The sequence below is a fragment of the Streptomyces adustus genome, assembly GCF_009377175.1.
GTDB lineage: Bacteria > Actinomycetota > Actinomycetes > Streptomycetales > Streptomycetaceae > Streptomyces > Streptomyces adustus.
This window is the reverse complement of the sequence record NZ_VJZD01000062.1, coordinates 1-21970: the sequence shown is the minus strand read 5'-3', so window position 1 is coordinate 21970 and position 21970 is coordinate 1. Positions and strand designations below refer to the sequence as shown.

Sequence of the window (21970 nt, the reverse complement as noted above, 5' to 3'; positions counted from 1 at the left end):
GGAGCTACCTAGTTGCAGCGTCTCAGACTTCCGGCGGTACTCGCCGCCGTCCTCCTCGCCCTGCTGCCCGCGACCGCGCGTGCCGCCGACTACCCCGACCCGCAGCCGATCACCGGCCAGCAGATCATCCACGACCCCACCGTCATCCGCCTGAAGTCGGGCGGCTACGTGGCCTATTCGACGGGCGGGGTCATCGGCGCCCGGCTGTCGAAGGACCGCAGACAGTGGGACGACGCGGGCAACGCCTTCGCGGAACCGCCGAGTTGGTGGTACGAGTACAACGCCACCGGCGACCCGTGGGCGCCCGACATCTCCTACCGGGCCGGCCGGTACTGGCTCTACTACGCGGTCTCCTCCTGGGGCACCAACCACTCCGCGATCGGCGTGGCCACCTCCCGCTCCGGCCTGCCCGGCACCTGGACCGACCGGGGCAAGGTCTTCACCTCCGGGACGACCGACTCCTGGAACGCCATCGACCCCGCGGTCGTCCGGGCCGACGGCAGGCTGTGGATGGCCTTCGGCTCGTACTGGACCGGCATCCGCCTGGTCGAACTCGACCCCGTCACCGGCCGGGCCGTGCCCGGAGCGACCGTCCACCACCTGGCGACCCGCCCGGACGCCCCGTACGCCGTCGAAGGCCCCTCCGTCGTGCGCCACGGCCGCTACTACTACCTCCTCGCCTCCTACGACGCCTGCTGCTCCGGCGTGAACTCCACCTACAAGATCAGGGTCGGCAGGTCCACGAAGGTCACCGGCCCGTACACCGACAGCACGGGCACCCCGCTGCTGGCGGGCGGCGGCGATCTGCTGCTGGCCGGACACGGACGCTTCGTCGGCACCGGAGGCGAGTCGGTGTTCCGCGACAAGGGCCGGGACATCCTCGCGTACCACTACTACGACGCGGAGGACTCCGGCATCCCCAAGCTGGGCCTGAACACCCTCCAGTGGACGAGGGACGGCTGGCCGATCGTCCGCTAGGAACTGTCATTTGCAGTCGGCGATCCAGAACCATCCATGCGAAAGGCGACCATGCACACCGCCCGTTTCACCCTCGACCCCGCCTTCACGATCGGTGAGGTCGACCCCCGTGTCTTCGGCTCGTTCGTCGAGCACCTCGGCCGCTGCGTCTACACCGGCGTCTTCGAGCCGGGCCACCCCGCGGCCGACGAGGCCGGCATCCGCACCGACGTCCTGGACCTCGTCCGCGAGCTCGGCGTCACCGCCATCCGCTACCCCGGGGGCAACTTCGTCTCCGGCTACAAGTGGGAGGACTCCGTCGGCCCGGTCGAGGACCGCCCGCGCCGCCTCGACCTGGCCTGGCACTCCACCGAGACCAACCGCTTCGGGCTGGCCGAGTACATCGCCTTCCTCCGGAAGATCGGCCCGCAGGCCGAGCCCATGATGGCCGTCAATCTCGGCACCCGCGGCGTCGCCGAGGCCCTCGAACTCCAGGAGTACGCCAACCACGCGGGCGGCACCGCGCTGTCCGACCTGCGGGCCGCGCACGGCGACAAGGATCCGTTCGGCATCCGGCTGTGGTGCCTGGGCAACGAGATGGACGGCCCCTGGCAGACCGGCCACAAGACCGCCCGGGAGTACGGCCGGATCGCCGCCGAGACCGCCCGCGCGATGCGCCAGCTCGACCCGGGTGTCGAACTCGTCGCCTGCGGCTCATCCGGCCAGTCGATGCCCACCTTCGCCGAGTGGGAGGCGACGGTCCTGGAGGAGACGTACGACGTCGTCGACTATGTCTCCCTGCACGCCTACTACGAGCCGCTCGACGGCGACGTCGACTCCTTCCTCGCCTCCGCCGTCGACATGGAGTCCTTCATCGAGAACGTGGTGGCGACCTGCGACCACGTGGGCGCCCGGCTCAAGTCCAAGAAGAGGATCAACCTCTCCTTCGACGAGTGGAACGTCTGGTACCTCTCGCGCTGGCAGGAGCAGGCGACCACCTTCGCCCAGGACGACTGGCCCGAGGCGCCGCGCCTGCTGGAGGACAACTACAGCGTCACCGACGCCGTCGTCTTCGGCTCCCTGCTCATCGCCCTGCTGCGGCACGCCGACCGGGTCACCGTCGCCTGCCTCGCGCAGCTGGTCAACGTCATCGCGCCGATCATGACGGAGCCGGGCGGCGCGGCCTGGCGCCAGACGACGTTCTTCCCGTTCGCGCAGGCCTCGCGGTACGGCCGCGGCCGGGTCCTCGACGTACGCGTCGACTCACCGACGTACGAGACGAAGCGGTACGGCGAGGCCGACCTGCTGCACGCCACCGCCGTGCGCGCCGACGACGGCACCGTCACCGTCTTCGCGGTCAACCGCAGCCGCACCGAGGCGCTGCCGCTCGAAGTCACCCTCGGCGGACTGGAGTTGACCGAGGTCGTGGAGCACACTGCGCTCGCGGACGCCGACCCCGACGCCCGCAACACCCTCGACGATCCCGACCGGGTCACCCCGCACCCCGTCGCGGGGACGGCGCTCACGGACGGCACCCTCACGGCCGTACTGGAACCGCTGTCCTGGAACGTGATCCGGCTGGGCTGATCCCTCCGGTTCCGGGCCGGTCCGTTCGGGCCGGCCCGGACCGGGAAAGCCGGTGGACAGAGATCGCCGGACCGGCAGACTGACCCCATGACCGCAACCGAACTCAAGGCCGACCTGCACCGCTACCTCCAGTCCGCCCGCGACGCCCTGCTGTGGAAGCTCGAAGGACTGGGCGAGTACGACATCCGTCGCCCGCTGACGCCGACCGGCACCAACCTGCTGGGCCTGGTCAAACACGTGGCCAGTGTGGAGCTGGGCTACCTCGGCGACACCTTCGGACGGCCGTCCGGCGAGCCGGCTCCCTGGTTCGAGGACGCGGCCGAGACCAACGCCGACATGTGGGCCACCGCCGACGAGACGCGCGAGGAGATCGTGGGGCTCTACCGCCGCGCCTGGGCACACGCGGACGCGACGATCGACACGCTGCCCCTGGACGCGGTCGGCAAGGTGCCGTGGTGGCCCGCCGACAAGGCCGAGATCACGCTGCATCACGCCGTGGTGCGCGTGATCGCCGACACCCAGCGGCACGCCGGGCACGCCGACATCCTCAGGGAACTCCTGGACGGCGCAGTCGGGATGAACGAGACGAACGGCAGCATGGCGTCGGACGACCCCGCGTGGTGGGACGACTACCGCGCCCGGCTGGAGAGCGCGGCCCGGGAGGCCGAGGACCGGGCACAGGCGGACCGGGCACAGTCGGACCGGGGCGCGTGAGCCGGCCCCTTCGCGACCGGCTCAGTCCAGCAGCCCCAGTTCCACCGCCGACCGGATCGCCATCCAGACCTCGGTGAACGCCCCGGTGGCCGTGAGGTCGCGGCCGGTGAGCGCGCTGAAGCGGCGCAGCCGGTAGGCGAGGGTGTTGGGGTGGATGTGCAGGGCGGCCGCCGCGTCGTCGGTGCGCCGGTCGCGTTCCATCCAGGTGCGCACCGACAGCAGAAGGTGCGCGTCGTGGGCGGCGTCGTAGCGCAGCACCTCGCCCAGCACCTGCTCGACGAGCGCGTCCAGCGCCGCCGGGTCGTCGGGCAGCCAGCGGCCGGCCGGGTCGTTGCCGTACCGGACCAGCGGACGGCCGGAGGCCGCGGCCTGGGAGGCCGCCCACCGGGCCTCGCGCTGGGCGATGCGCAGCGACGCGCCGCAGGGCAACGGCCGGCTGGTCCCGGCGGCGACGCCGGGCATCGCCGCGACCGTGTCGGCCAGCCGGGGCGCACCCAGCAGATAGCGGTCCTCGCCACGGTTGAGCAACAGGAACGGCTCGTCGTCGAGGGCACGCAGCAGCGCCTGCTCGGTCACGCCCCGCACCACGGTCAGCTCGGTCGTGCCCTCGATGGAGTGGCGCAGCAGCCGGCGCTCGGCAGCCTCCTGCTCCAGGGTGCCCTGGAGCATCTCGGCGAGGATCTCCGTACCCTCGCGGCGCAGCGTCTCGCGCTCGGTGCGGATGACGGCGAGCTGGAGCGCGGCCACGGTCGCGACGTGCTGGACCACGGCCAGACCGGCCGGGCGCGCGCCGTCGCGTTCGAGTGCGATCAGGAAGCCGGCCGTGCCGCCCGGCGAGGGCACCGGCAGGACGAACCCGCCCGGGATGGTCGGCGGGGCGTCCGCGGACTGGGGGACCAGCGACGGCTCGGGCACGGGCACCCCCGCCAGCAGGGGCCGGCCCTGCGTGGTGCACAGCCGGATGTCGTAGCCGGACAGATGCTCCAGACGGCGGAAGAGCGTCGCGGTGTCCAGGTTCTCCGCCGCCAGCCAGCGCAGCGCCCCGAACACCTGGAGCTGTGCGCCGAGCCGGTGCCGGGAGTCCTCCTGCACCGCGGCCGCCACCTCCTGCGCCACCACGATGAACGGCACGGCGAGCGGCACTTCCAGGACCGGCATGCCGCGTTCCTCCGCGGTGTCGAAGAACGCCTGCCGCAGCGGTGGCATGTGCAGCTGCACGGACACGGCCAGCGCGGCCACCCCGGCGTCGTCCAGCCGCTCCAGATAGGCGCGCTGTCCCGCGGCCGATCGCGGCAGGGCACGTCCTGTGGTCATGATGATCTCGGCGCCCAGCAGCCACGGAGTGGGATCCTCCAGCTCACTGGCGTGGGCCCAGGAGACCGACCGGTCCAGACCTGCCCGGCCGGCGAGCAGCCGGAGCTGGAGCGCCGGATAGGACAGCACCTCTCGGACACTCACCCCGCGACGTTTGTCTCCTTCCACAAAAACAGCCTAACTGTTTGTGCCTCACACGATTGTCGGGTGACGTTTCCCGAGCAGACACTTCGGATGTGCCGGGTGGTCCCGGTGCGTGTGAGATGGAAAGGCAAGAGGCAATGACCGAACCCCGTGGACCCGTCGACTCCTCCCGGGTACCGCGTTTCGCGGGTCCCGCGACGTTCGCCCGGTTGCCGCGCCTGGACGAGGTGACCCGTGCCGACGTCGCCGTGGTCGGCGTGCCGTTCGACGCGGGCGTGTCCTACCGTCCCGGCGCCCGTTTCGGCGCCACCGCGGTGCGTGAGGCCAGCCGGCTGCTGCGCCCCTACAACCCGGCGCTGGACGTCTCCCCGTTCGCGACCCAGCAGGTCGTCGACGCCGGTGACATCGCCTGCAACCCCTTCAACATCAACGAGGCCATCGAGACCATCCAGGAGGCCGCGACCGGTCTCCAGGCCGACGGCACCCGGCTGGTCACCATCGGCGGCGACCACACCATCGCGCTGCCGCTGCTGCGCACCGTGGCGGCCAAGCACGGCCCGGTCGCGCTGCTCCACTTCGACGCGCACCTGGACACCTGGGACACTTACTTCGGTGCCGAGTACACCCATGGCACCCCGTTCCGCCGGGCCGTCGAGGAGGGCATCCTCGACACCGAGGCGCTCTCCCACGTCGGTACCCGCGGCCCGCTGTACGGCAAGCAGGACCTCACCGACGACGAGAAGCTCGGTTTCGGCATCGTCACCTCCGCGGACGTCTACCGGCGCGGCGCCGACGAGATCGCCGACCAGCTCCGGCAGCGCATCGGCAACCGCCCGCTGTACATCTCCATCGACATCGACTGCCTCGACCCGGCGCACGCCCCCGGCACCGGCACCCCCGAGGCCGGCGGCATGACCTCCCGCGAGCTGCTGGAGATCCTGCGCGGCCTGGCCGGCTGCAATCTGGTCGGCGCCGACGTGGTCGAGGTCGCCCCGGCCTACGACCACGCCGAGATCACCGCGGTGGCGGCCTCGCACGTCGCCTATGACCTGGTCAGCCTGCTCGCCCTGAAGGAAGCCCCATGAGCAACACCGCTCCCGCCCTCACAGAGGTCGAGCAGTTCGGCATCGATCGCATCCCCGACGCCGACCGTACCGCCAAGCCCCTTGACCTGTTCCGGCTCGCCTTCGGCGGCGCGAACACCTTCGCCACCTGTGTGCTCGGCGCCTTCCCGATCCTTTTCGGGCTGTCGTTCAAGCAGGGCCTGCTGGCCACCGTGCTCGGCCTGGTGGTGGGCGCGCTGATCCTCGCGCCGCTGTCCGTGTTCGGCCCGCGCAACGGCCTGAACAACGCCGTGTCGTCCTCCGCCCACCTGGGCGTGCACGGCCGGGTCGTCGGCTCCTTCCTGTCGCTGCTCACCGCGATCGCGTTCTTCTCGATCTCGGTGTGGTCCTCCGGTGACGCCCTGGTCGGCGGCGCGCACCGGATGGTGGGGCTGCCGCAGAACGACGGCATGTTCGCCCTGGCGTACGGCGTCTTCGCGGTGCTGGTGCTCGTGGTGTGCATCTACGGCTTCCGCTTCATGCTCTTCGTGAACAAGATCGCGGTCATCGCGGCCTCGGCGCTGTTCGTCCTCGGCTTCTTCGCCTTCGCCGGCGACTTCGACTTCGGTTACCAGGGCGCGTTCGCGTCGGTGTCGACGCCGGGCTTCTGGCCCGCGTTCATCGGGTCGGCGCTGATCGTCCTGTCCAACCCGGTCTCCTTCGGCGCCTTCCTCGGCGACTGGTCCCGCTACATCCCGGCCGAGACCCCGCGCAAGCGCGTGATGACGGCGGCGTTCGCCTCGCAGATCGCGACCATCCTGCCGTTCTTCTTCGGTCTGGCCACCGCCTCGATCATCGCGGCCAAGGCGGCTCCCTACATGGACCCCGCCGCCCCGAACTACGTCGGCGGCCTGCTGGAGATCGCCCCCTCCTGGTACTTCCTGCCCGTCTGCCTGCTGGCGCTGATCGGCGGCATGGCCACCGGCACCACCGCGCTCTACGGCACCGGCCTGGACTTCTCCAGCGTGTTCACCCGGTTCAACCGGGTGCAGGCGACGGTGTTCATCGGTGTCCTGTCGATCGGCTTCATCTTCGTCGGCCGCTTCGCGGCGAACCTGGCGCAGTCCATCTCCACCTTCGCCACGCTGATCATCACCTGCACCGCGCCGTGGATGGTCATCATGATGCTGGGCTGGCTGACCCGCCGTGGCTGGTACGACGCGGACTCCCTCCAGGTGTTCAACCGCCGCCAGCGCGGTGGCCGCTACTGGTTCGCCCACGGCTGGAACTGGCGCGGCATGGGCGCCTGGCTGGGCTCGGCGATCCTCGCCCTGATGTTCGTGAACCTGCCGGGCCAGTTCGTCGGCCCGCTGGGCAACCTGGCCGGCGGCGTCGACATCTCGCTGCCGGTGGGCCTGGGCCTGGCCGCCGTCGTCTACCTGGGTCTGCTGTTCGCCTTCCCCGAGCCGCGCGGCGTCTACGGTCCCGAGGGACCGCGCCTGGTGGGCGCGTCGGACGCCCCGGTGCCGCCGATCACCGGTCAGAACGCGACGTCCGAGCCCGTGGAAGAACTGATCTGAACCGGTGCCGGCCGCGCGGCCGGCACCGCCTTCACCACCCGCCCGGGAACCGCCGGAGCGGCCCCGCCCGGCCGCTCCGGCGCAACCGCCCGGGCCGTGCCACGGGCGTACCGCCCGGGGCCACCACTCCGGGGACGGCCCCACCCCTCAGATCTCGCACCACCCGCCGCAAGGAGCACCACCATGACCGACGAGGTACTCGAAGCCGCCGACGCGCTGGTGGCCGCCTTCGCCGAAGGCCGGCTGGACGACTACTTCGGCGCGTTCGCGCCCGACGCCACCTTCGTGTTCCACACCACGCCTCAGCGGCTCTCCTCCACCGCCGAGTACCGCGCCCTGTGGGACCGCTGGGTCGCCGAGGACGACTTCCGGGTGCTGTCCTGCGTCTCGACCGGCCGTCTGGTCCAGCCGCTCGGCGAGGACACCGCCGTCTTCAGCCACGACGTCGCGACCGTCGTGCGCAGCACGGCCGGCGAGGAGACCCTCGCCGAGCGCGAGACGATCGTCTTCCACCGTGCGCCGTCCGGCCGCTGGCTGGCCGTCCACGAGCACCTCTCGCCCGCGCCCGGCGCGTGAGCGGGTCCGGGCCCGGGCGCGTTCACGCACCGGGGCCCGGCGCATGAGCGCCCGGCCCCGCGCAGGGGCGTCCCGGCCCGGCCCGTGAGCATCCCGGCCCGGCCCGGGGAGCCCCGCCGGAGGTTCCGGCAGCACCCCACGAACCACGACGAACCACGACACATTCCCGCCCTCCTGGACGCGCCGCCGAGGTGCCGTGCCGGTGGCGGGCCGACGAGGAAACAGGTCATGAGCGAGCTTCTTGCGCTGCGCAACCACATCGACGGCCACTACGTGGACGCGGCCGACGGCCGCCGCCTGGACGTGGTCGACCCGGTCACCGGCGAGGTGTACGCGCACGCGCCGCTGTCGGGTGCCGCCGACGTGGACGCGGCGATGGCCGCCGCGGCCGCCGCCTTCCCGCAGTGGCGTGACGCCACCCCCGCCACCCGGCAGCGGCTGCTGCTGCGCGTCGCGGACGCGGTGCAGGCCCGTGCCGCCGACCTGGCCGACGCCGAGTGCCGTGACACCGGCAAGCCGCGGGCGCTCACCCTCTCCGAGGAGATCGCGCCGGTCGTCGACACCATCCGCTTCTTCGCCGGTGCCGCCCGGATGCTGGAGGGCCGCTCGGCGGGCGAGTACATGGAGGGCATGACCTCGATCATCCGCCGCGAGCCGATCGGTGTGATCGCGCAGGTCGCGCCCTGGAACTACCCGCTCATGATGGCCGTGTGGAAGTTCGCCCCGGCGATCGCCGCGGGCAACACCGTGGTCCTCAAGCCCTCCGACACCACCCCCGCGTCCACGGTCCTGCTCGCCGGCATCGTCGGCGAGGTCCTCAAGGACATGGACCTGCCCGCGGGCATCCTCAACGTCGTGTGCGGCGACCGCGAGACCGGACGCCTGATGGTGGAGCACCCCACCCCGGCGATGGCCGCCATCACCGGCTCGGTGCGGGCCGGCATGGAGGTCGCCGCGTCGGCCGCCCGTGACGTCAAGCGCGTCCACCTGGAGCTGGGCGGCAAGGCCCCCGCGGTGGTCTTCGCCGACGCCGACATCGCCGCGGCGGCCGAGGGCATCGCCGCCGGCGGTTACTTCAACGCCGGCCAGGACTGCACCGCCGCCACCCGCGTACTGGTGCACGAGTCGGTCCACGACGAGTTCGTCGCCGCGCTCGCCAAGGCCGCGTCCGAGACCCGTACCGGCGGCGGCGTCGACGACGAGGACATGTTCTTCGGCCCGCTCAACAACGCCGACCAGCTCGCGCGGGTGGCCGGCTTCATCGACCGGCTGCCCGAGCACGCCACCGTGGAGACCGGCGGCCACCGGGTGGGGGAGCGCGGCTACTTCTACGCCCCGACCGTGGTCTCCGGGCTGCGCCAGGACGACGAGATCGTCCAGAACGAGGTGTTCGGCCCGGTCGTCACCGTCCAGTCCTTCACCGACGAGGACCAGGCGGTCGCCTACGCCAACGGCGTCGAGTACGCCCTGGCCTCCTCGGTGTGGACCCGTGACCACGCCCGTGCGATGCGGATGTCCAAGGTCCTGGACTTCGGCTGCGTGTGGATCAACACCCACATGGCCCTCGTCGCCGAGATGCCCCACGGCGGTTACAAGAAGTCCGGCTATGGCAAGGACCTCTCCGCCTACGGCTTCGAGGACTACACCCGGATCAAGCACGTGATGACGGCCCTGTGATTCACGGCTGACCCACGGCACCGGAGACCACCTCCGGCATGCCCCCCCGTACGACGCCCGACCGGGATCTCCCGGCCGGGCGTTCTGCGTGCGCGGCCCGGTGTCCTCGGAAATCCGGACAGAACGGGTCGAAGGCGGAGTGAGCCGGGTGGTGATCCCTCGAAGCCGGTGCCACGGTGGACGGCTGTCGCCCGGGATCCGCCCAAAGGGAGGACTTGGCATCCCATGTCTGCCGGGCCGCGGGCCTGCCGTGGCCCGCGGTGCCTAGGCTGTCACAGCCACGGAAGGGCGGTGCCATGGACGAGGACTCCCGGACCAGGGCCGCGATCGAGGAGCATTGGCGGGCCTCGGAACGCGGGAACACCGAAGCCGAGCACGCCATCTACGCCACGGACGCGATCCTGGACTACCCGCAGTCGGGTGAGCGGTTCCGGGGCCGCGCGGCGATTTCGGCGCAACGCGGTGGGCACCCGGCCGACCGTCACTTCACCGTGGAGCGGATCACCGGCCACGCGGATCTCTGGGTGAGCGAATGCGTGATCACCTACGACGGTGTGCCCTCGTACTCGGTGAGCATCATGGAATTCGCCGACCGGCAGGTGGTGCACGAGACGCAGTACTTCGCCGACCCCTTCGGCGCGCCGCCCCGGCGGGCCGCGCTCGCAGAGCCGATGCCGGGCCGAACGATCGATGGAACCTGATTTCTGACCTCGTTCGGGTCACCGACGAGGAAAGCTTGATGGCTGTCGCCTGCGAATCTCCCAGCGGATCCGCAGGCGACCGAACCGGTGCGGGCGAGCGAACGCGCGCTGCGGAACCCTGTGCCGGGTGCCGGGTTCGGAACAAGTAAGGCTGAAGCGGCGGCAGTTGCTCCGTAGACTGGAGGTACTGTCCGCCGACGGAGGTGTCCGGCCGTTGCGCGGGAGATCGCCGGCGGGCGCCGCGCACCGCGCCGTCCGTCGGCAGCGCCACCCCCAACCCCCCACCCGCGCACCGACGCTCGTCCACGGAGGACCTGTGCCCACCAGGCTTGTTCAGTACCTGACAGGGGTGGCCTCGGCCGTGCTCCTGCTGGCCACCACCCCCGGGGCGGTCGCTGCCGTCCCGGCACCCTCGGCCCCCGTCGCCCCCGCCGCCGTCGCGCAGGCGGAGGCCTGGCAACCGCCCCTGTCGACCAGCGGCCGCTACATCGTCGACGCGGCAGGCAATCGCTTCCGGCTGAAGTCGGCCAACTGGGACGGCGCGCAGGGCTCGTGGACCGGCAGCGGCAGCATCACCGACCCCGCCAACCACCACGCAGGGCAGAACTCCTACGGCATCCCGCTCGGCCTGGACCGCGTTCCCCTGGCCGCGCTGCTCGCGGACTTCCACGCCCTCGGCATCAACAGCATCCGGCTGCCGTTCTCCAACGAGATGATCCACGCGACGGCGACCGTGCCGGACGCCGCGGTCGCGGCCAACCCGCAACTGCGCGGACGTACCCCGCTCCAGGTCTTCGACTCCGTGGTGGCCGCCCTCACCCAGGAGGGCTTCGCGGTCATCCTCAACAACCACACCAACACCTCCCGTTGGTGCTGCGGCGTCGACGGCAACGAGCGGTGGAACAGCAGCCAGAGCACTCAACAGTGGGCCGACGACTGGGTTTTCATGGCCCGCCGCTACGCCGCCGACCCGCGAGTGGTGGGCGCCGACCTCTACAACGAGGTGCGCCGCGACGTCCTGGACGACCCCAACTGGGGCCTGGGCGACAACCACGACTGGTACGCCGCCGCCCAGTCGGCCGCTGACCGTATCCTCACCGAGGCCAACCCCAACCTCCTCATCGTCGTCGAGGGCATCAACTGGACCGGTCTGCCCGTGGACGGGCTGCCGCACGGCCGACCGATGCTCACCCCCGCGCGCACGCTCTCGCACACCCTCGTCGCCGCCCACAAGCTGGTCTACTCCGCCCACTTCTACGGGTACACCGGTCCGAATCACAGTGGTGCCACCGGGATCGGCGAGACCCACGACGCCCGTTACCAGGACCTCAGCCGCGACGCGCTCTACCAGGCCCTCTACGACGAGGCGTTCTTCGTCGAGGACGGCGGCCGGCACTACACCGCACCTCTGTGGATCAGCGAGTTCGGCATCGGGGCCGGTGAGTCGAACTCCGCGGCCCGCACCTGGTTCGGCAACCTCACCGACTACTTCGCCGACCACGACACGGACTTCGCCTACTGGCCCCTGGTCGGCTGGGAGGGCCACGACGACTGGGCGCTGCTGCGCTACGACACCGACGGCCACCGGTACGGTCTGCTCGACCCGAACGACTGGCGCGCCGCCGGATGGAACCACGTCATGGCCGCGCCGACCCGCACCGGATCCGTCGCCCCGGTGCCCTCCTGGCACATGCTCGCCACCGACCACGGCGACCACGTCGAGTCGCTGCGGGTGCGCGCCGGCGGCGACTGGGACTCGGGCGCGTCCAAGGCCGTCTGCCCCGACGGCCTGCGGCTGACCGGCCTCGGCCACACGGCGGGCCGCGGACTGTGCACCGACGTCACCGCCGGTGACCTGCGGGCCGCGGGCAACGCCCAGACGGTCGTCACCGACGAGCGCAATGTCCCGTCGGGCGGGGACTGGGCCTCGGGCTACACCAAGTTCCAGTGCCCCTCCGGCCAGTTCCTGATCGGCTTCAGCCGCCGCGGCGGCCGGACGTCGGCGGCCCTGTGCGTCCCGGCCCGCACCTCGCTCGGCGGTGCCGGGCGGACGGTGTGGTTCGACCGGTCCGACAACCGACCCGCCGACGCCCAGGGCGGCGACTTCGCCTACGGCGACTACAAGGGCCAGTGCGCCGACGACGAGTACGCCGCCGGGATCGCCTTCACCACCAGGATCGGCAGCAGCGGGGGCCCCGCCGCACTGCTCTGCCGCAAGCTGGCCTGACGCCCGGGCGGCGCGGCCCCGGCCCCGGCTCCCGCTGCCGGGCCGGGCGCCGCGCCGGACTCCCGCGAGGTGTGCGCACGCCGTCCTGCCCCGACAATGGGCGGGTGGCAGGTGAATCGGACTCCCGCGCACCCCGCACGCCCCAGGGGGCCGTGCGCCCCGGGACATACGGAGAGCGGCTGTTCCGTCCGCAGGACGAGGGCGAGTCGGACCGGACCGACCTCGGAGCCCTCGTCTACGACCCCATGACGACCGCGCGGCTGCGGCAGCTGGGCGCGGGTCCGGGCTGGCGCTGTCTGGACGTGGGCGCCGGAACCGGCACGGTGGCCTCCTGGCTGCTGCGCGAAGCGGGCGTCGCCGAGGTCGTGGCCGTGGACCGGCACACCACGTTCCTGCCCGGCGAGCCGGTCGACGGACTCACCACGCTCCAGGCCGACGTGACCTCCGACCGCTTCGGCCCGGACCTCTTCGCTCCGGGCCTCTTCGACCTCGTGCACGCCAGGTTCGTCCTGATGCACCTGCCGTCGCCCGCCGAGCTGGTCGAGAAACTTGCCGGGCTGCTCGCGCCGGGCGGCGTCCTCGTCCTGAGCGACGCGGTGGACCTCACCACCGACGCCGCCGGGGACACCCCGTACACCCGGGCCATGCGGGCCATGTGGCAAGGGCTGCGGGAGACGATCGGCACCGACATCTCCTGGGTGCCGCGCTACCCCGAGCTGATGCTCGCGGCGGGCCTGGAGTCCGTGGCGGCCGAGATCCACGTACCGCCCCTGGTTCCGGGCGGCCCCCTCGGCCGCTTCTGGGCCCGGACCTGGGACCGGGCCCGTACCGCGATGACGGCGACGGGCGTGGTGGACGACGCCGCGATCGACGAGGCCGAGCGCCTGCTGGACTCCCCGGGGTACGTCGGGCTCTCGCCCGGCATGCTGACGGCCTGGGGTCGCAGGCCCGCCCGGCCTTGACCGCGGGCGAGGGGGCGTACGCGGCGGACGGGGCGGCGGAGCGACGGTCCGCGGCGCCGCTGCTGGCGGTGTGCGCCGGCTATTTCATGGTCATCCTGGACGTGACGATCATCAATGTCGCCGTGCCCGTGGTGGGCCGGGACCTGTCCGCCTCGCTCACCGGTATCCAGTGGATCACGGACGGGTACACGGTCGTCTTCGCGGGCCTGCTGATGACCGGGGGAGCCCTGGGCGACCGGCTGGGCAACCGCCGGGTCTTCTGCTGGGGCGTCCTGGTGTTCACGGCGTCCTCGGCCGCGTGCGCGTTCGCGCCGGGCACCGCGTTCCTGGTCGGGGCCCGGCTGGCCGAGGGGCTCGGCGCGGCCCTGATCGTGCCCGGCTCGCTGGCCCTGCTCCAGCAGGCCTATCCGCAGCCCGCCGCACGAAAGCGGGCCTTCGGGCTGTGGGGCTCCATGGCGGGCATCGCCGCCTCCGCCGGGCCGCTGCTGGGCGGGCTGCTGGTCTCCACGGTGGGCTGGCGCTCGGTCTTCCTGATCAACCTGCCCGTGGGCGCGGCCTGCCTGCTGCTGACCCTGCGGCACGTGGCGCCCTCGCCCCGGCACGGCACCCGTGCCCTGGACTGGCCGGCGCAGTGCGCGGTGGTTGCCGCGGTGGCCCTGCTGACCGGCGCGCTGAACGAGGCCGGGCGGCGTGGCTGGACGGATCCGGCCGTGCTCGCCGGGCTGGGCCTGGCCGTGCTGGCGGCCCTGGCGTTCGTCCTGCGTGAGCGGCTGGCCCGCGCCCCGGCCCTGCCGCCGAGCCTGCTGCGCTCCCGTGAGCTGCGCGGGACCCCCGTCATCGGCCTGCTGTTCAACTTCGCCTTCTACGGCATGGTGTTCACCGCCAGCCTGTACTTCCAGCACCAGCGCGGCTTCAGCGCCCTGGTGACGGGACTGGCGCTGTTCCCGGCCGTGGTCATGACCACGTTCGCCTCGGTGCTGTCGGCCCGGCTGGCCCACCGCACCGGCGACCGTCCGCTGGTGGTCTCGGGCATGCTGCTGGGCGCCCTGGGACTGGCGGGCTGGGCGGCGGCCGGAGCCGACCCCGACTACGCGGTACTGGTGGTGCCGATGATGGCGGCGGGGTTCGGTACGTCCTTCGCCCTGACCGGCGCGACCGCCACCGTGATGGGGGCGGCACCCGCGGCGTACTCGGGCGCCGCGTCCGCACTGTTCAACACCACCCGCCAGATCGGCAGCGCCACCGGCGTGGCACTGGGGGGCAGCCTGCTGGCCACCGGGGCCGGCTACGAGGCGGGGCTGCGCACCAGCATGGCCGTCGGCGCCCTCGCCTACCTGACCGCCGCGGCCCTCGCCTGGCGCTGCGTGCCGGCGAAGCAGGAGAAGCAGGAGAAGCCGGAGCAGCCGGAGAAGACGGGGCGCGGCTGACCGGGTGCCCAATCGCGGAGTGCGGTCCGGCGAGTGATGTCGTAAATCGGGGTAAATAGGGTTCATGGTGCGATTGCGTCGCCGGTCGAGCTCTTCGTCCGATGCCGACGATGCCGTGCGGGCGGACGAGGTCCCGGACAGCGAGTGGCACGGCCGACCCGACCTGAGGTCGCTGCTGAACGTGCGCAGCGTGGTCGGGCAGATGTTCGTGATCCAAGTGGTGATGCTGCTGCTGCTGGCCCTCGTGGGCGGCGTCCTGCTGGCTCTGACGGTCCGGCGTCAGACCACCCGCGCGGCGACCGCCGGCTCCGTCGCCGTCGCGGCGGGCATCGCCCAGGCCCCGGGCATCAAGGCGGCCGTGAAGTCGCCCGATCCGTCCGCGGTGCTGCAACCGCAGACCGAGGCGATCAGAATGGCCACCCATCTCGACTTCATCGTGATCGTCGGAAAGAACGGAGTCCGCTACACCGGTGTGGATCCGAGCCTGATCGGCAAGCGCATCCCCTACCCCGACGACCTGGCGGCGCTGCGCTCCGGGCGCACCGTCACCGGGCGCAGCCGAGTCGGACACGGCACCGCGATCCGTACCTTCGAGCCCATCAAGGACGACGGTTCAGTGATCGGCGGGGTCGTCGTCGGCGTCAGGGTGGCGAGCATCAGCGCCGAGGCCATGAGACAGCTGCCCGTCCTGCTCGGCATCACGGCCGCCGCGGTGGTCGTCAGCACCGTCGGCGCGCTCGTGGTCGGCAGACGGCTGCTGCGGCAGACGCACGGCCTCGGACCGGCCGAGATCACCCGTCTGTACAACCATCACGACGCGGTCCTGCGGGCCGCCCGCGAAGGCGTGGTCATCGTGGACGCCGACCGCAGACTGCTGCTGGTCAACGAGGAGGCGCGGCGCCTGCTCGAACTGTCGCCGCAGGCCCAGGGTCGGCGCGCGGACGAGCTGGGCCTCGCGCCGCCGATCGCCGAACTGCTGGCCTCCGGACGTGAGGCCACCGACGAGGTGCTGCTGGCCGGCGGCAGGGTCCTCGCGGTCAACCAGCGGCCCCTGGAACGGTACGGAGGCGGCTCCGGCAGCGTCGCGACCCTGCGGGACTCGACCGAGTTGAGGGTGCTGTCCGGCCGGGCGGAACAGGCACGGGAGCGCCTGAAGCTGCTGTACGACGCCGGTATCGGCATCGGCACCACCCTGGACGTGACCCGGACGGCCGAGGAACTGGCCGAGGCAGCGGTCCCGCAGTTCACCGACTACGTGAGCGTCGACCTCGCCGAGCCGGTGCTGCGCGGCGAGGAGCCGACCGGCACGGAGCAGTCGCTGCGCCGCGTGGCCGCCGCCGGCATCCGCGCGGACGCGCCGTTCACACCTGTCGGCGAGACCGTCGCCTTCGCGCCGTCGGGGTCCCCCCTCGCGGACCCGACCCGGGGCCACGGGGTGATCGACCACGACCTGCGTACCGTCCCCCGATACGTGCCCGGGTACGTCCCCGGGTTCGGGCCCCAGGATCCCGACCGTTTCCGGAGGGTCGTCGAGCACGGCTTCCACTCGCTCATCACGGTCCCGCTGCGCGCCCGCGGAGTGGTGCTGGGGGTGGCCCGCTTCTGGCGCTCGGAGAAACCCGAGCCCTTTGAGGACGACGATCTGGCCCTGGCCGAGGAGATGGCCGCCCGGGCCGCGGTCGCCATCGACAACGCCCGCCGCTACACCCGCGAGCACGCCATGGCCGTGACCCTGCAACGCAGCCTGCTGCCCGCGTCCCTGCCCACGCTCAGCGGCCTGGAGGTCGCCCACCGCTACCTGCCCGCCGAGTCGGGACACGTGGGCGGCGACTGGTTCGACGTCATCCCCCTGCCCGGCGCACGCGTGGCCCTCGTGGTGGGGGACGTCGTCGGCCACGGTCTGCACGCCGCGGCCACCATGGGCCGGCTGCGCACCGCCGTGCACAACTTCTCGGCCCTCGACCTCGTCCCCGGCGAGCTCATGGCCCATCTCGACGAACTCGTCACCCGGATCGACACCGACGAGGCGGACGTCGGCAGCGGCCGCAGCCTCACCGGCGCCACCTGCCTCTACGCCGTCTACGACCCCGTCTCCGGCCTCGCCACCGTGGCCCGCGCGGGACATCCGGGGCCGCTCCTGGTCCTGCCCGACGGCACGGTCCACGACCCCGAGGTGCCCGTCTCCCCGCCGCTGGGCCTGGGCGGCGCGGAGCCGTTCGAGTCGGCCGAGCTGCGACTGGCGGAGGGCAGCGGACTGGTGCTGTTCACCGACGGGCTGGTCGAGGAGCGCGGCCGCGACATCGACGTCGGCCTCGCACTGCTGCGGGACACACTGGCCGGTCACCCGCGGCGGGGCCCCGAGGAGACCTGCCGGGCCGTCTTCGACGCCGTGCTGCCCGTCCGCCCCCGGGACGACGTCGCCCTGCTGGTGGCCCGCACCGCGCTGCTCGATCCGGCCCGGATCGCCCAGTGGGCGATTCCCCCGGATCCGGCGGCGGTGGCCCCGGTCCGCGCCGCGTGCGGCCGCCGCCTGCGGGACTGGGGCCTCGACGGCATCGGCTACGCCACCGAACTGATCCTGTCCGAGCTGGCCACCAACGCCGTCCGCTACGGCGCCCCGCCGATCACCGTCCGTCTGCTCTACGACCGGACCCTGATCTGCGAGGTCTCCGACGGCAGCCACACCTCGCCGCATCTGCGCCGCGCCGCCGCCACCGATGAGGGCGGTCGCGGCCTGTACCTGGTGGCACGGTTCGCACAGCGCTGGGGCACCCGCTACACCCCGAACGGCAAGGTGATCTGGACCGAGCAGGCCCTGCACGAGGACACCACGGCGGAACTGGCGGAGGGCATGCCCGACGCGCTGCTGGACCAGTGGGGCGACGAGGCCCTGTGACCGGGCCGGGCGGACGGCGCCCGGCCCGGCGCCGGGAGAGTCGGCCGGCAGTCCCGCCGGCACCCGCGCGGCGCCGGGTGAACCGGGCGGGGATGCACGGGCCCCGACGCGGTCCTCGTCACGATGACCCGACCCGCCGTGCCAGGGCCCGCCCCCACCTCCGGCCCGGCGCCTCGACCAGGCGGTAGGTAGACGCGCACAGCGGCAGCAGCACGGCGAAGAAGGCCGCTTCGAGCACGGGAGTGTCCCGCCGCCACCGGCCGACGGTGCCGTCGCTCACCGCCAGCAGCACCGGATGCATCAGGTAGACCGAGTAGCTGATCGTCCCCAGTCCGGTCAGCACCCGGGGCATCCGCCGACGGCGCACGGCCAGCCCGGCGCCGAAGGTCAGCAGGGCCAGCAGGAAGGCCGCGATCCAGCCGCGCCGGACGAAACCGGGGCCGCCGCCGAGCCCGTACGCACTCCCCACGGCGCACACGGCCACCACGGCGGCGGTGTGGGCCGCGCACCGCCATGTGCCCTGACCGCTCTCGGCCCGGTGGACGGCCGTGCCGAGGAACATCACGGCCAGGATCACCAGCCCCTCCCACAGTGGAACCGTGCCGTTGAAGGCGACCAGGACGAGCGCCAGCACCCCGCCCAGCACACCCCCGGCCACCCGCAGTGCGGGCACCCCGGCGCTCGCGCAGCAGACGGCGGTCACCATGACGGTCGAGGCGAGTGCGATCAGCCGGCCGGTGCCGACCGCACTGGACAGCGCGGAGGCCGGCAGCACAGCACCGGCCGCAGCGCTGACGGCGGCCGAAGCGGCCAGGGCGACGGCGACCGCCGCCGTCCGACGCTGGAGACGGACCGTGAACAGCGCCACGACCAGCAGATAGAAGGCCATCTCGTACGAGAGCGTCCACAGCACGAGAAGGAGACTGGGCGTGCCCAGCAGCTCCTGGAGCATTGTGGCGTGGGCGACGGCCACGCCGGCCGGACTCTGCCGGTCGAGGCCCGCGCGGACACCGACGACGCCTGTCAGATGGAGGACGAGCATCGCCGCCACGGCGACCGCCCACAGCGGATAGACGCGGAAGACCCGACCGATCCAGAACGTCCGGACACAGCCTCCGCGCTCCAGCGACGCCGGGATGACGTAACCGCTCACCAGGAAGAACAACATGACGGCGTACCGGCTGGTGCTGAACTGCGCCGCCAGCTCCTGTCGGAATCCGGGCATGAAGGCATACGACGAATGATCGAACACCACGACGAGTGCGGCGACGCCGCGCAGGGCGTCGAGCCATCCCCAGCGCGAGTCACCGACCCGTGAGGTGCCCGAGAGTGTTCGAGTTGGTGCGTAGAGTGACGAGTTCGGGGCTGGGGGGACTGCGGACAGGGGTTCCATGCGTCGACCGGTTTTCTCCAGGAGCTACGCGTCCGGCAGGGTTACCTTCAGCGGGCGGCAGGGCTCGGCCTCACTCGTGACCTCGTAGACCGAGACCGCACGGGGCCGGGAGTCGCCCCGGACGTTCTCGAAGGCCAGCACATTGCCCGAGTGCAGAGTGATGTCCCAGCTGGACTTGACCGGGATGACGGGCACACGGTCGCCACGCCGGTCGATCGCCACGAGCGGGGTGACCTCGCTGCCCTGGCACACGAATCCGGGGGAGAGCACGTCGACGATCACCCGGATGCCCCACGGACGCAGTTTTCTCGCGAGTTCACGCTGCGCCCCGACATCGATGCTCTGCTCCCTGACGGTGAGCGTGACGCTGCCGTCGTCATGACGCTCCACCGCGTACGCCGTCGAGCCGGACGGTGATCCGGGGACGCCCGCCACGCCGAGCCAGGCCGCAGCGCAGGCCGCCGCGACGACAGCCAGCCGGCGCGGAGCGAACAGACGACCCGCGGGAGACTTCCCCCGGCCCCGGCGCGTCCCCGCCTCACTCCAGTCGGCCGAACCGCTTCCGGCCGCGCTGTCCGCGGCTTCGCTCCTGCCGCCGTCGTCCATCGCCGCTTCGGCCGGTCCGGTGCGGCACGACCCCGCTTCGCGCAGTTCGATGTGCCGCTTCAGCTCTTCCAGGAGCCGGTCCTCGAACGTCGTCCTCGCGCTCATGCCTCACCCCTCGTGACGTACACCAGCGATGCGTCCGGCGTCCTGGCTCCCGGGAAGCCCGTCCGGACGGTCGGGGGAGCGGCCTGGGCGGTCCTGGACTCCGCGTCCTCCCGCAGCGCCTTGCGCGCCCGGTGCAGCCGGACCCGGGCCGTGACCTGGCGGATGCCCAGTGCGGCAGCGGCCTCCGTGACCGTCAGCTGGTCCACGGCGACCAACTCCATGACGGCACGCTCGCCCTCGGGAAGCCGCGCCAGCGCGGCCAGGGCCCGCCGCCCCGGGCTCTCCGCGTCGAGCCTGTCCTCGATGCGGGCGATGTCGTCCGCCTCCAGCAACCTCCGCCCGCGGAAGCGCAGATCGCGTTCGGCCTCCCGGGCGACCCGGCGGCGCTCCGACGACACGACGTTGCGTGCGATGCCGTACAGCCAGGCCGTCTCGCTGCCGAGCTGCGGCCGGTAGGAGCGGGCCGAGTCGAGGACGGCGAGGAAGATCTCGGCCGTCAGATCGGCCGCGGTGTGCGGGTCGTCGACCCGGCGGGCCACGAAGCGCATGACCGCGTCCACATGGCGCCGGTAGAACTCCTCGAAGAGCCGTGGGTCGCGAACCGCCGCGGCGGGACCTCCCCTTGACATTTCCGCATCGTCCACAGGCGTCTCCTCCTCGGCGCTGGCGTCCCGGGGACCTCCGCCAGGGAGGTTCACCGGAGCTTCTCAAAGGCACTTCACCTGTTCTTGGAGCGAAGCGCGAAAAGCGTTACCACGGGTGGCCGGGAAGGCGCCGACGCGCGGACGGCGTCGATGGATGTGAAGGGCTGAAGCCCGAGGATTCCGGCCAGCTCGACTGGTTGCGTGCTGCTGAGCGGCACGGTTTCCGGTCGGGATTCCGCGGCTTCCTGTTTCTTCGCGCTGTGCCGGAACGGGTTCTGGTCCCGCCGGCGCTCCGCACCGTGCGCACCCGAACGCCCTGGCCGGCGCGAGACGCCGGCTCGGCTGCGGGTTCAGCCTGAATTCGACCCCGCCGGACCGAGCCTGTGACGGCCCGCGTCGGGCGTGGTGACGACCGCGCTCCCCTCTGCGCAGGACAGCAGTGGTGAATCCGGCGAGAACCTGTCACCTGACTGTGAAGAAACCCCGGGAGGCTGGTGCTCGGCACAGCACACCGCACGTTTCTCGATTCGGGGGAAGAGCACCTATGAGCACCGTTCACAGAGCCGCCGTCGTCCTGGCCGCCGTTTCCGCGTTCGCGCTGACCGCCTGCGGGCCCTCCGACGACGGTGCGGCGGGCGGATCCGCGACGCCGCCGACCGCGAGTACGCCCGGGTCCACGGCACCGTCCGGACCGTCCAAGCCCACCGCGGCGTCCAAGCCGTCCGCGAAGCCGGCGGGTTCCACTTCCGGCGGTTCGTCCGGTGGTTCGTCCGGTGGCACTTCCGGCGGCTCTGCCGGTGGTTCGTCCGCGGGTTCGTCCGGCGGCGACGGTGCCTCGGCCGACTTCGACGTCTTCCCGTGCAGCACGTACGACGTCACGTTCACCGCGAGCCTGGCGGAACCCACGACCAGCAGCTACCTCCTCAAGATCACCAACAAGGGCACCAAGGCGTGCCGGGCGCTGGGCCATCCGATCGTGACCTTCGGCGACCTGGACGGTGCGGCCACGGAGCGGGGCGCCGCCCCCGGCATCGAGGACGCGCTCCGGCTGGAGCCGGGCGAGTCGGCCTACGCCGGGCTCATGGGCGGCGCCGACGACGGCAAGGGGCGGACCGTGGGTTCGATCGCGATGACCATGAACACCGAGTCCGACCTGGAGCAGAAGCCGCTCAAGGCCACCACCCCCGGCCTGTACGTCTCGCCGCACACCAACTCCGTGACCCCGTGGGTGAACAACGCGGAGGACGCGCTCAGCCTCTAGGCCCTGTCGTCAAATTCCCGTCTGTCCCGCGACGCCTGGCACGCACTCTCGCCGCACCGGGCGAAAGCCCGAGTACGTCCAGTACGAGGACTTCCGCCCGGCACGCCGAGAGCACGCACCAGACGCCGCGGGCCGCCCTCCGGGCGACGACGGGAA

Annotated in this window: 17 protein-coding genes; 13 read left to right on the top strand and 4 right to left on the bottom strand. The window is 72.2% G+C overall.

From position 1 onward, the window contains the following. Positions 1-12: 12 nt before the first annotated feature. From FNH09_RS17690 to FNH09_RS17680, 3 genes are all read left to right on the top strand, one after another. Positions 13-978: an arabinan endo-1,5-alpha-L-arabinosidase gene (locus tag FNH09_RS17690; RefSeq protein WP_152888965.1), complete on the top strand. Its 966-nt coding sequence runs from the start codon at positions 13-15 to the stop codon at positions 976-978. A 51-nt stretch (positions 979-1029) separates the two neighbouring features. Beyond that, positions 1030-2544: an arabinosylfuranosidase ArfA gene (arfA, locus tag FNH09_RS17685; RefSeq protein WP_152888990.1), complete on the top strand. Its 1515-nt coding sequence runs from the start codon at positions 1030-1032 to the stop codon at positions 2542-2544. Positions 2545-2631: 87 nt separating this feature from the next. Continuing rightward, a complete protein-coding gene (locus FNH09_RS17680) occupies positions 2632-3258 on the top strand; it encodes a DinB family protein (protein WP_152888963.1) in 627 nt (208 codons plus the stop codon). A gap of 21 nt (positions 3259-3279) precedes the next feature. Here FNH09_RS17680 and FNH09_RS17675 read toward each other — a convergent pair whose 3' ends face one another. Beyond that, positions 3280-4716, bottom strand: a complete 1437-nt coding sequence (locus FNH09_RS17675) for a PucR family transcriptional regulator (protein ID WP_338017603.1) — start codon at positions 4714-4716, stop codon at positions 3280-3282. 137 nt (positions 4717-4853) lie between these two features. On the opposite strand from FNH09_RS17675, the gene speB reads away from it, so the two are divergent. The 9 genes from speB to FNH09_RS17630 all read left to right on the top strand — a co-directional run bounded on the left by speB (position 4854) and on the right by FNH09_RS17630 (position 17805). Then, on the top strand, positions 4854-5801 hold the full coding sequence (gene speB, locus FNH09_RS17670; RefSeq protein WP_152888961.1) for an agmatinase: 948 nt from the start codon (positions 4854-4856) through the stop codon (positions 5799-5801). Further along, positions 5798-7339: a purine-cytosine permease family protein gene (locus FNH09_RS17665; RefSeq protein ID WP_152888959.1), complete on the top strand. Its 1542-nt coding sequence runs from the start codon at positions 5798-5800 to the stop codon at positions 7337-7339. The genes speB and FNH09_RS17665 overlap by 4 nt, the downstream gene beginning before the upstream one ends. 183 nt (positions 7340-7522) lie before the next feature. Next, a complete protein-coding gene (locus tag FNH09_RS17660; RefSeq protein ID WP_152888957.1) occupies positions 7523-7915 on the top strand; it encodes a YybH family protein in 393 nt (130 codons plus the stop codon). A gap of 228 nt (positions 7916-8143) precedes the next feature. Next, complete coding sequence (locus tag FNH09_RS17655) at positions 8144-9592, top strand: gamma-aminobutyraldehyde dehydrogenase (protein WP_152888955.1); 1449 nt, start codon at positions 8144-8146, stop codon at positions 9590-9592. A 296-nt stretch (positions 9593-9888) separates the two neighbouring features. Then, a complete protein-coding gene (locus FNH09_RS17650; protein WP_152888953.1) occupies positions 9889-10293 on the top strand; it encodes a nuclear transport factor 2 family protein in 405 nt (134 codons plus the stop codon). 316 nt (positions 10294-10609) lie between these two features. Beyond that, the gene (locus tag FNH09_RS17645; RefSeq protein ID WP_162468727.1) at positions 10610-12520 is read left to right on the top strand and encodes a cellulase family glycosylhydrolase; all 1911 of its coding nucleotides are present in this window, start codon (positions 10610-10612) and stop codon (positions 12518-12520) included. A 104-nt stretch (positions 12521-12624) separates the two neighbouring features. Beyond that, entirely contained in the window at positions 12625-13482 is an 858-nt protein-coding gene (locus FNH09_RS17640; RefSeq protein WP_338017602.1) for a class I SAM-dependent methyltransferase, read from the top strand. Further along, positions 13479-14909 (top strand): MFS transporter, encoded by a 1431-nt coding sequence (locus FNH09_RS17635; protein WP_274390237.1) that lies wholly within the window; start codon positions 13479-13481, stop codon positions 14907-14909. Before FNH09_RS17640 ends, FNH09_RS17635 begins: the two co-directional genes overlap by 4 nt. 64 nt (positions 14910-14973) lie before the next feature. Then, positions 14974-17805, top strand: coding sequence for a SpoIIE family protein phosphatase (locus FNH09_RS17630; RefSeq protein WP_152888951.1), 2832 nt, complete (start codon positions 14974-14976; stop codon positions 17803-17805). Positions 17806-17923: 118 nt separating this feature from the next. On the opposite strand, the gene FNH09_RS17625 is transcribed toward FNH09_RS17630, so the two are convergent. Genes FNH09_RS17625 through FNH09_RS17615 form a run of 3 tightly spaced genes read right to left on the bottom strand, consistent with a single transcriptional unit; the run spans position 17924 to position 20538 of the window. After that, entirely contained in the window at positions 17924-19198 is a 1275-nt protein-coding gene (locus tag FNH09_RS17625; RefSeq protein WP_152888949.1) for an acyltransferase family protein, read from the bottom strand. 24 nt (positions 19199-19222) lie between these two features. Beyond that, entirely contained in the window at positions 19223-19909 is a 687-nt protein-coding gene (locus tag FNH09_RS17620) for a hypothetical protein (RefSeq protein WP_152888947.1), read from the bottom strand. Further along, positions 19906-20538: an RNA polymerase sigma factor gene (locus tag FNH09_RS17615; protein ID WP_152888945.1), complete on the bottom strand. Its 633-nt coding sequence runs from the start codon at positions 20536-20538 to the stop codon at positions 19906-19908. Before FNH09_RS17615 ends, FNH09_RS17620 begins: the two co-directional genes overlap by 4 nt. Positions 20539-21097: 559 nt before the next feature. Here FNH09_RS17615 and FNH09_RS17610 point away from each other — a divergent pair. Continuing rightward, positions 21098-21814 (top strand): DUF4232 domain-containing protein, encoded by a 717-nt coding sequence (locus FNH09_RS17610; RefSeq protein WP_152888943.1) that lies wholly within the window; start codon positions 21098-21100, stop codon positions 21812-21814. Positions 21815-21970 lie beyond the last annotated feature (156 nt).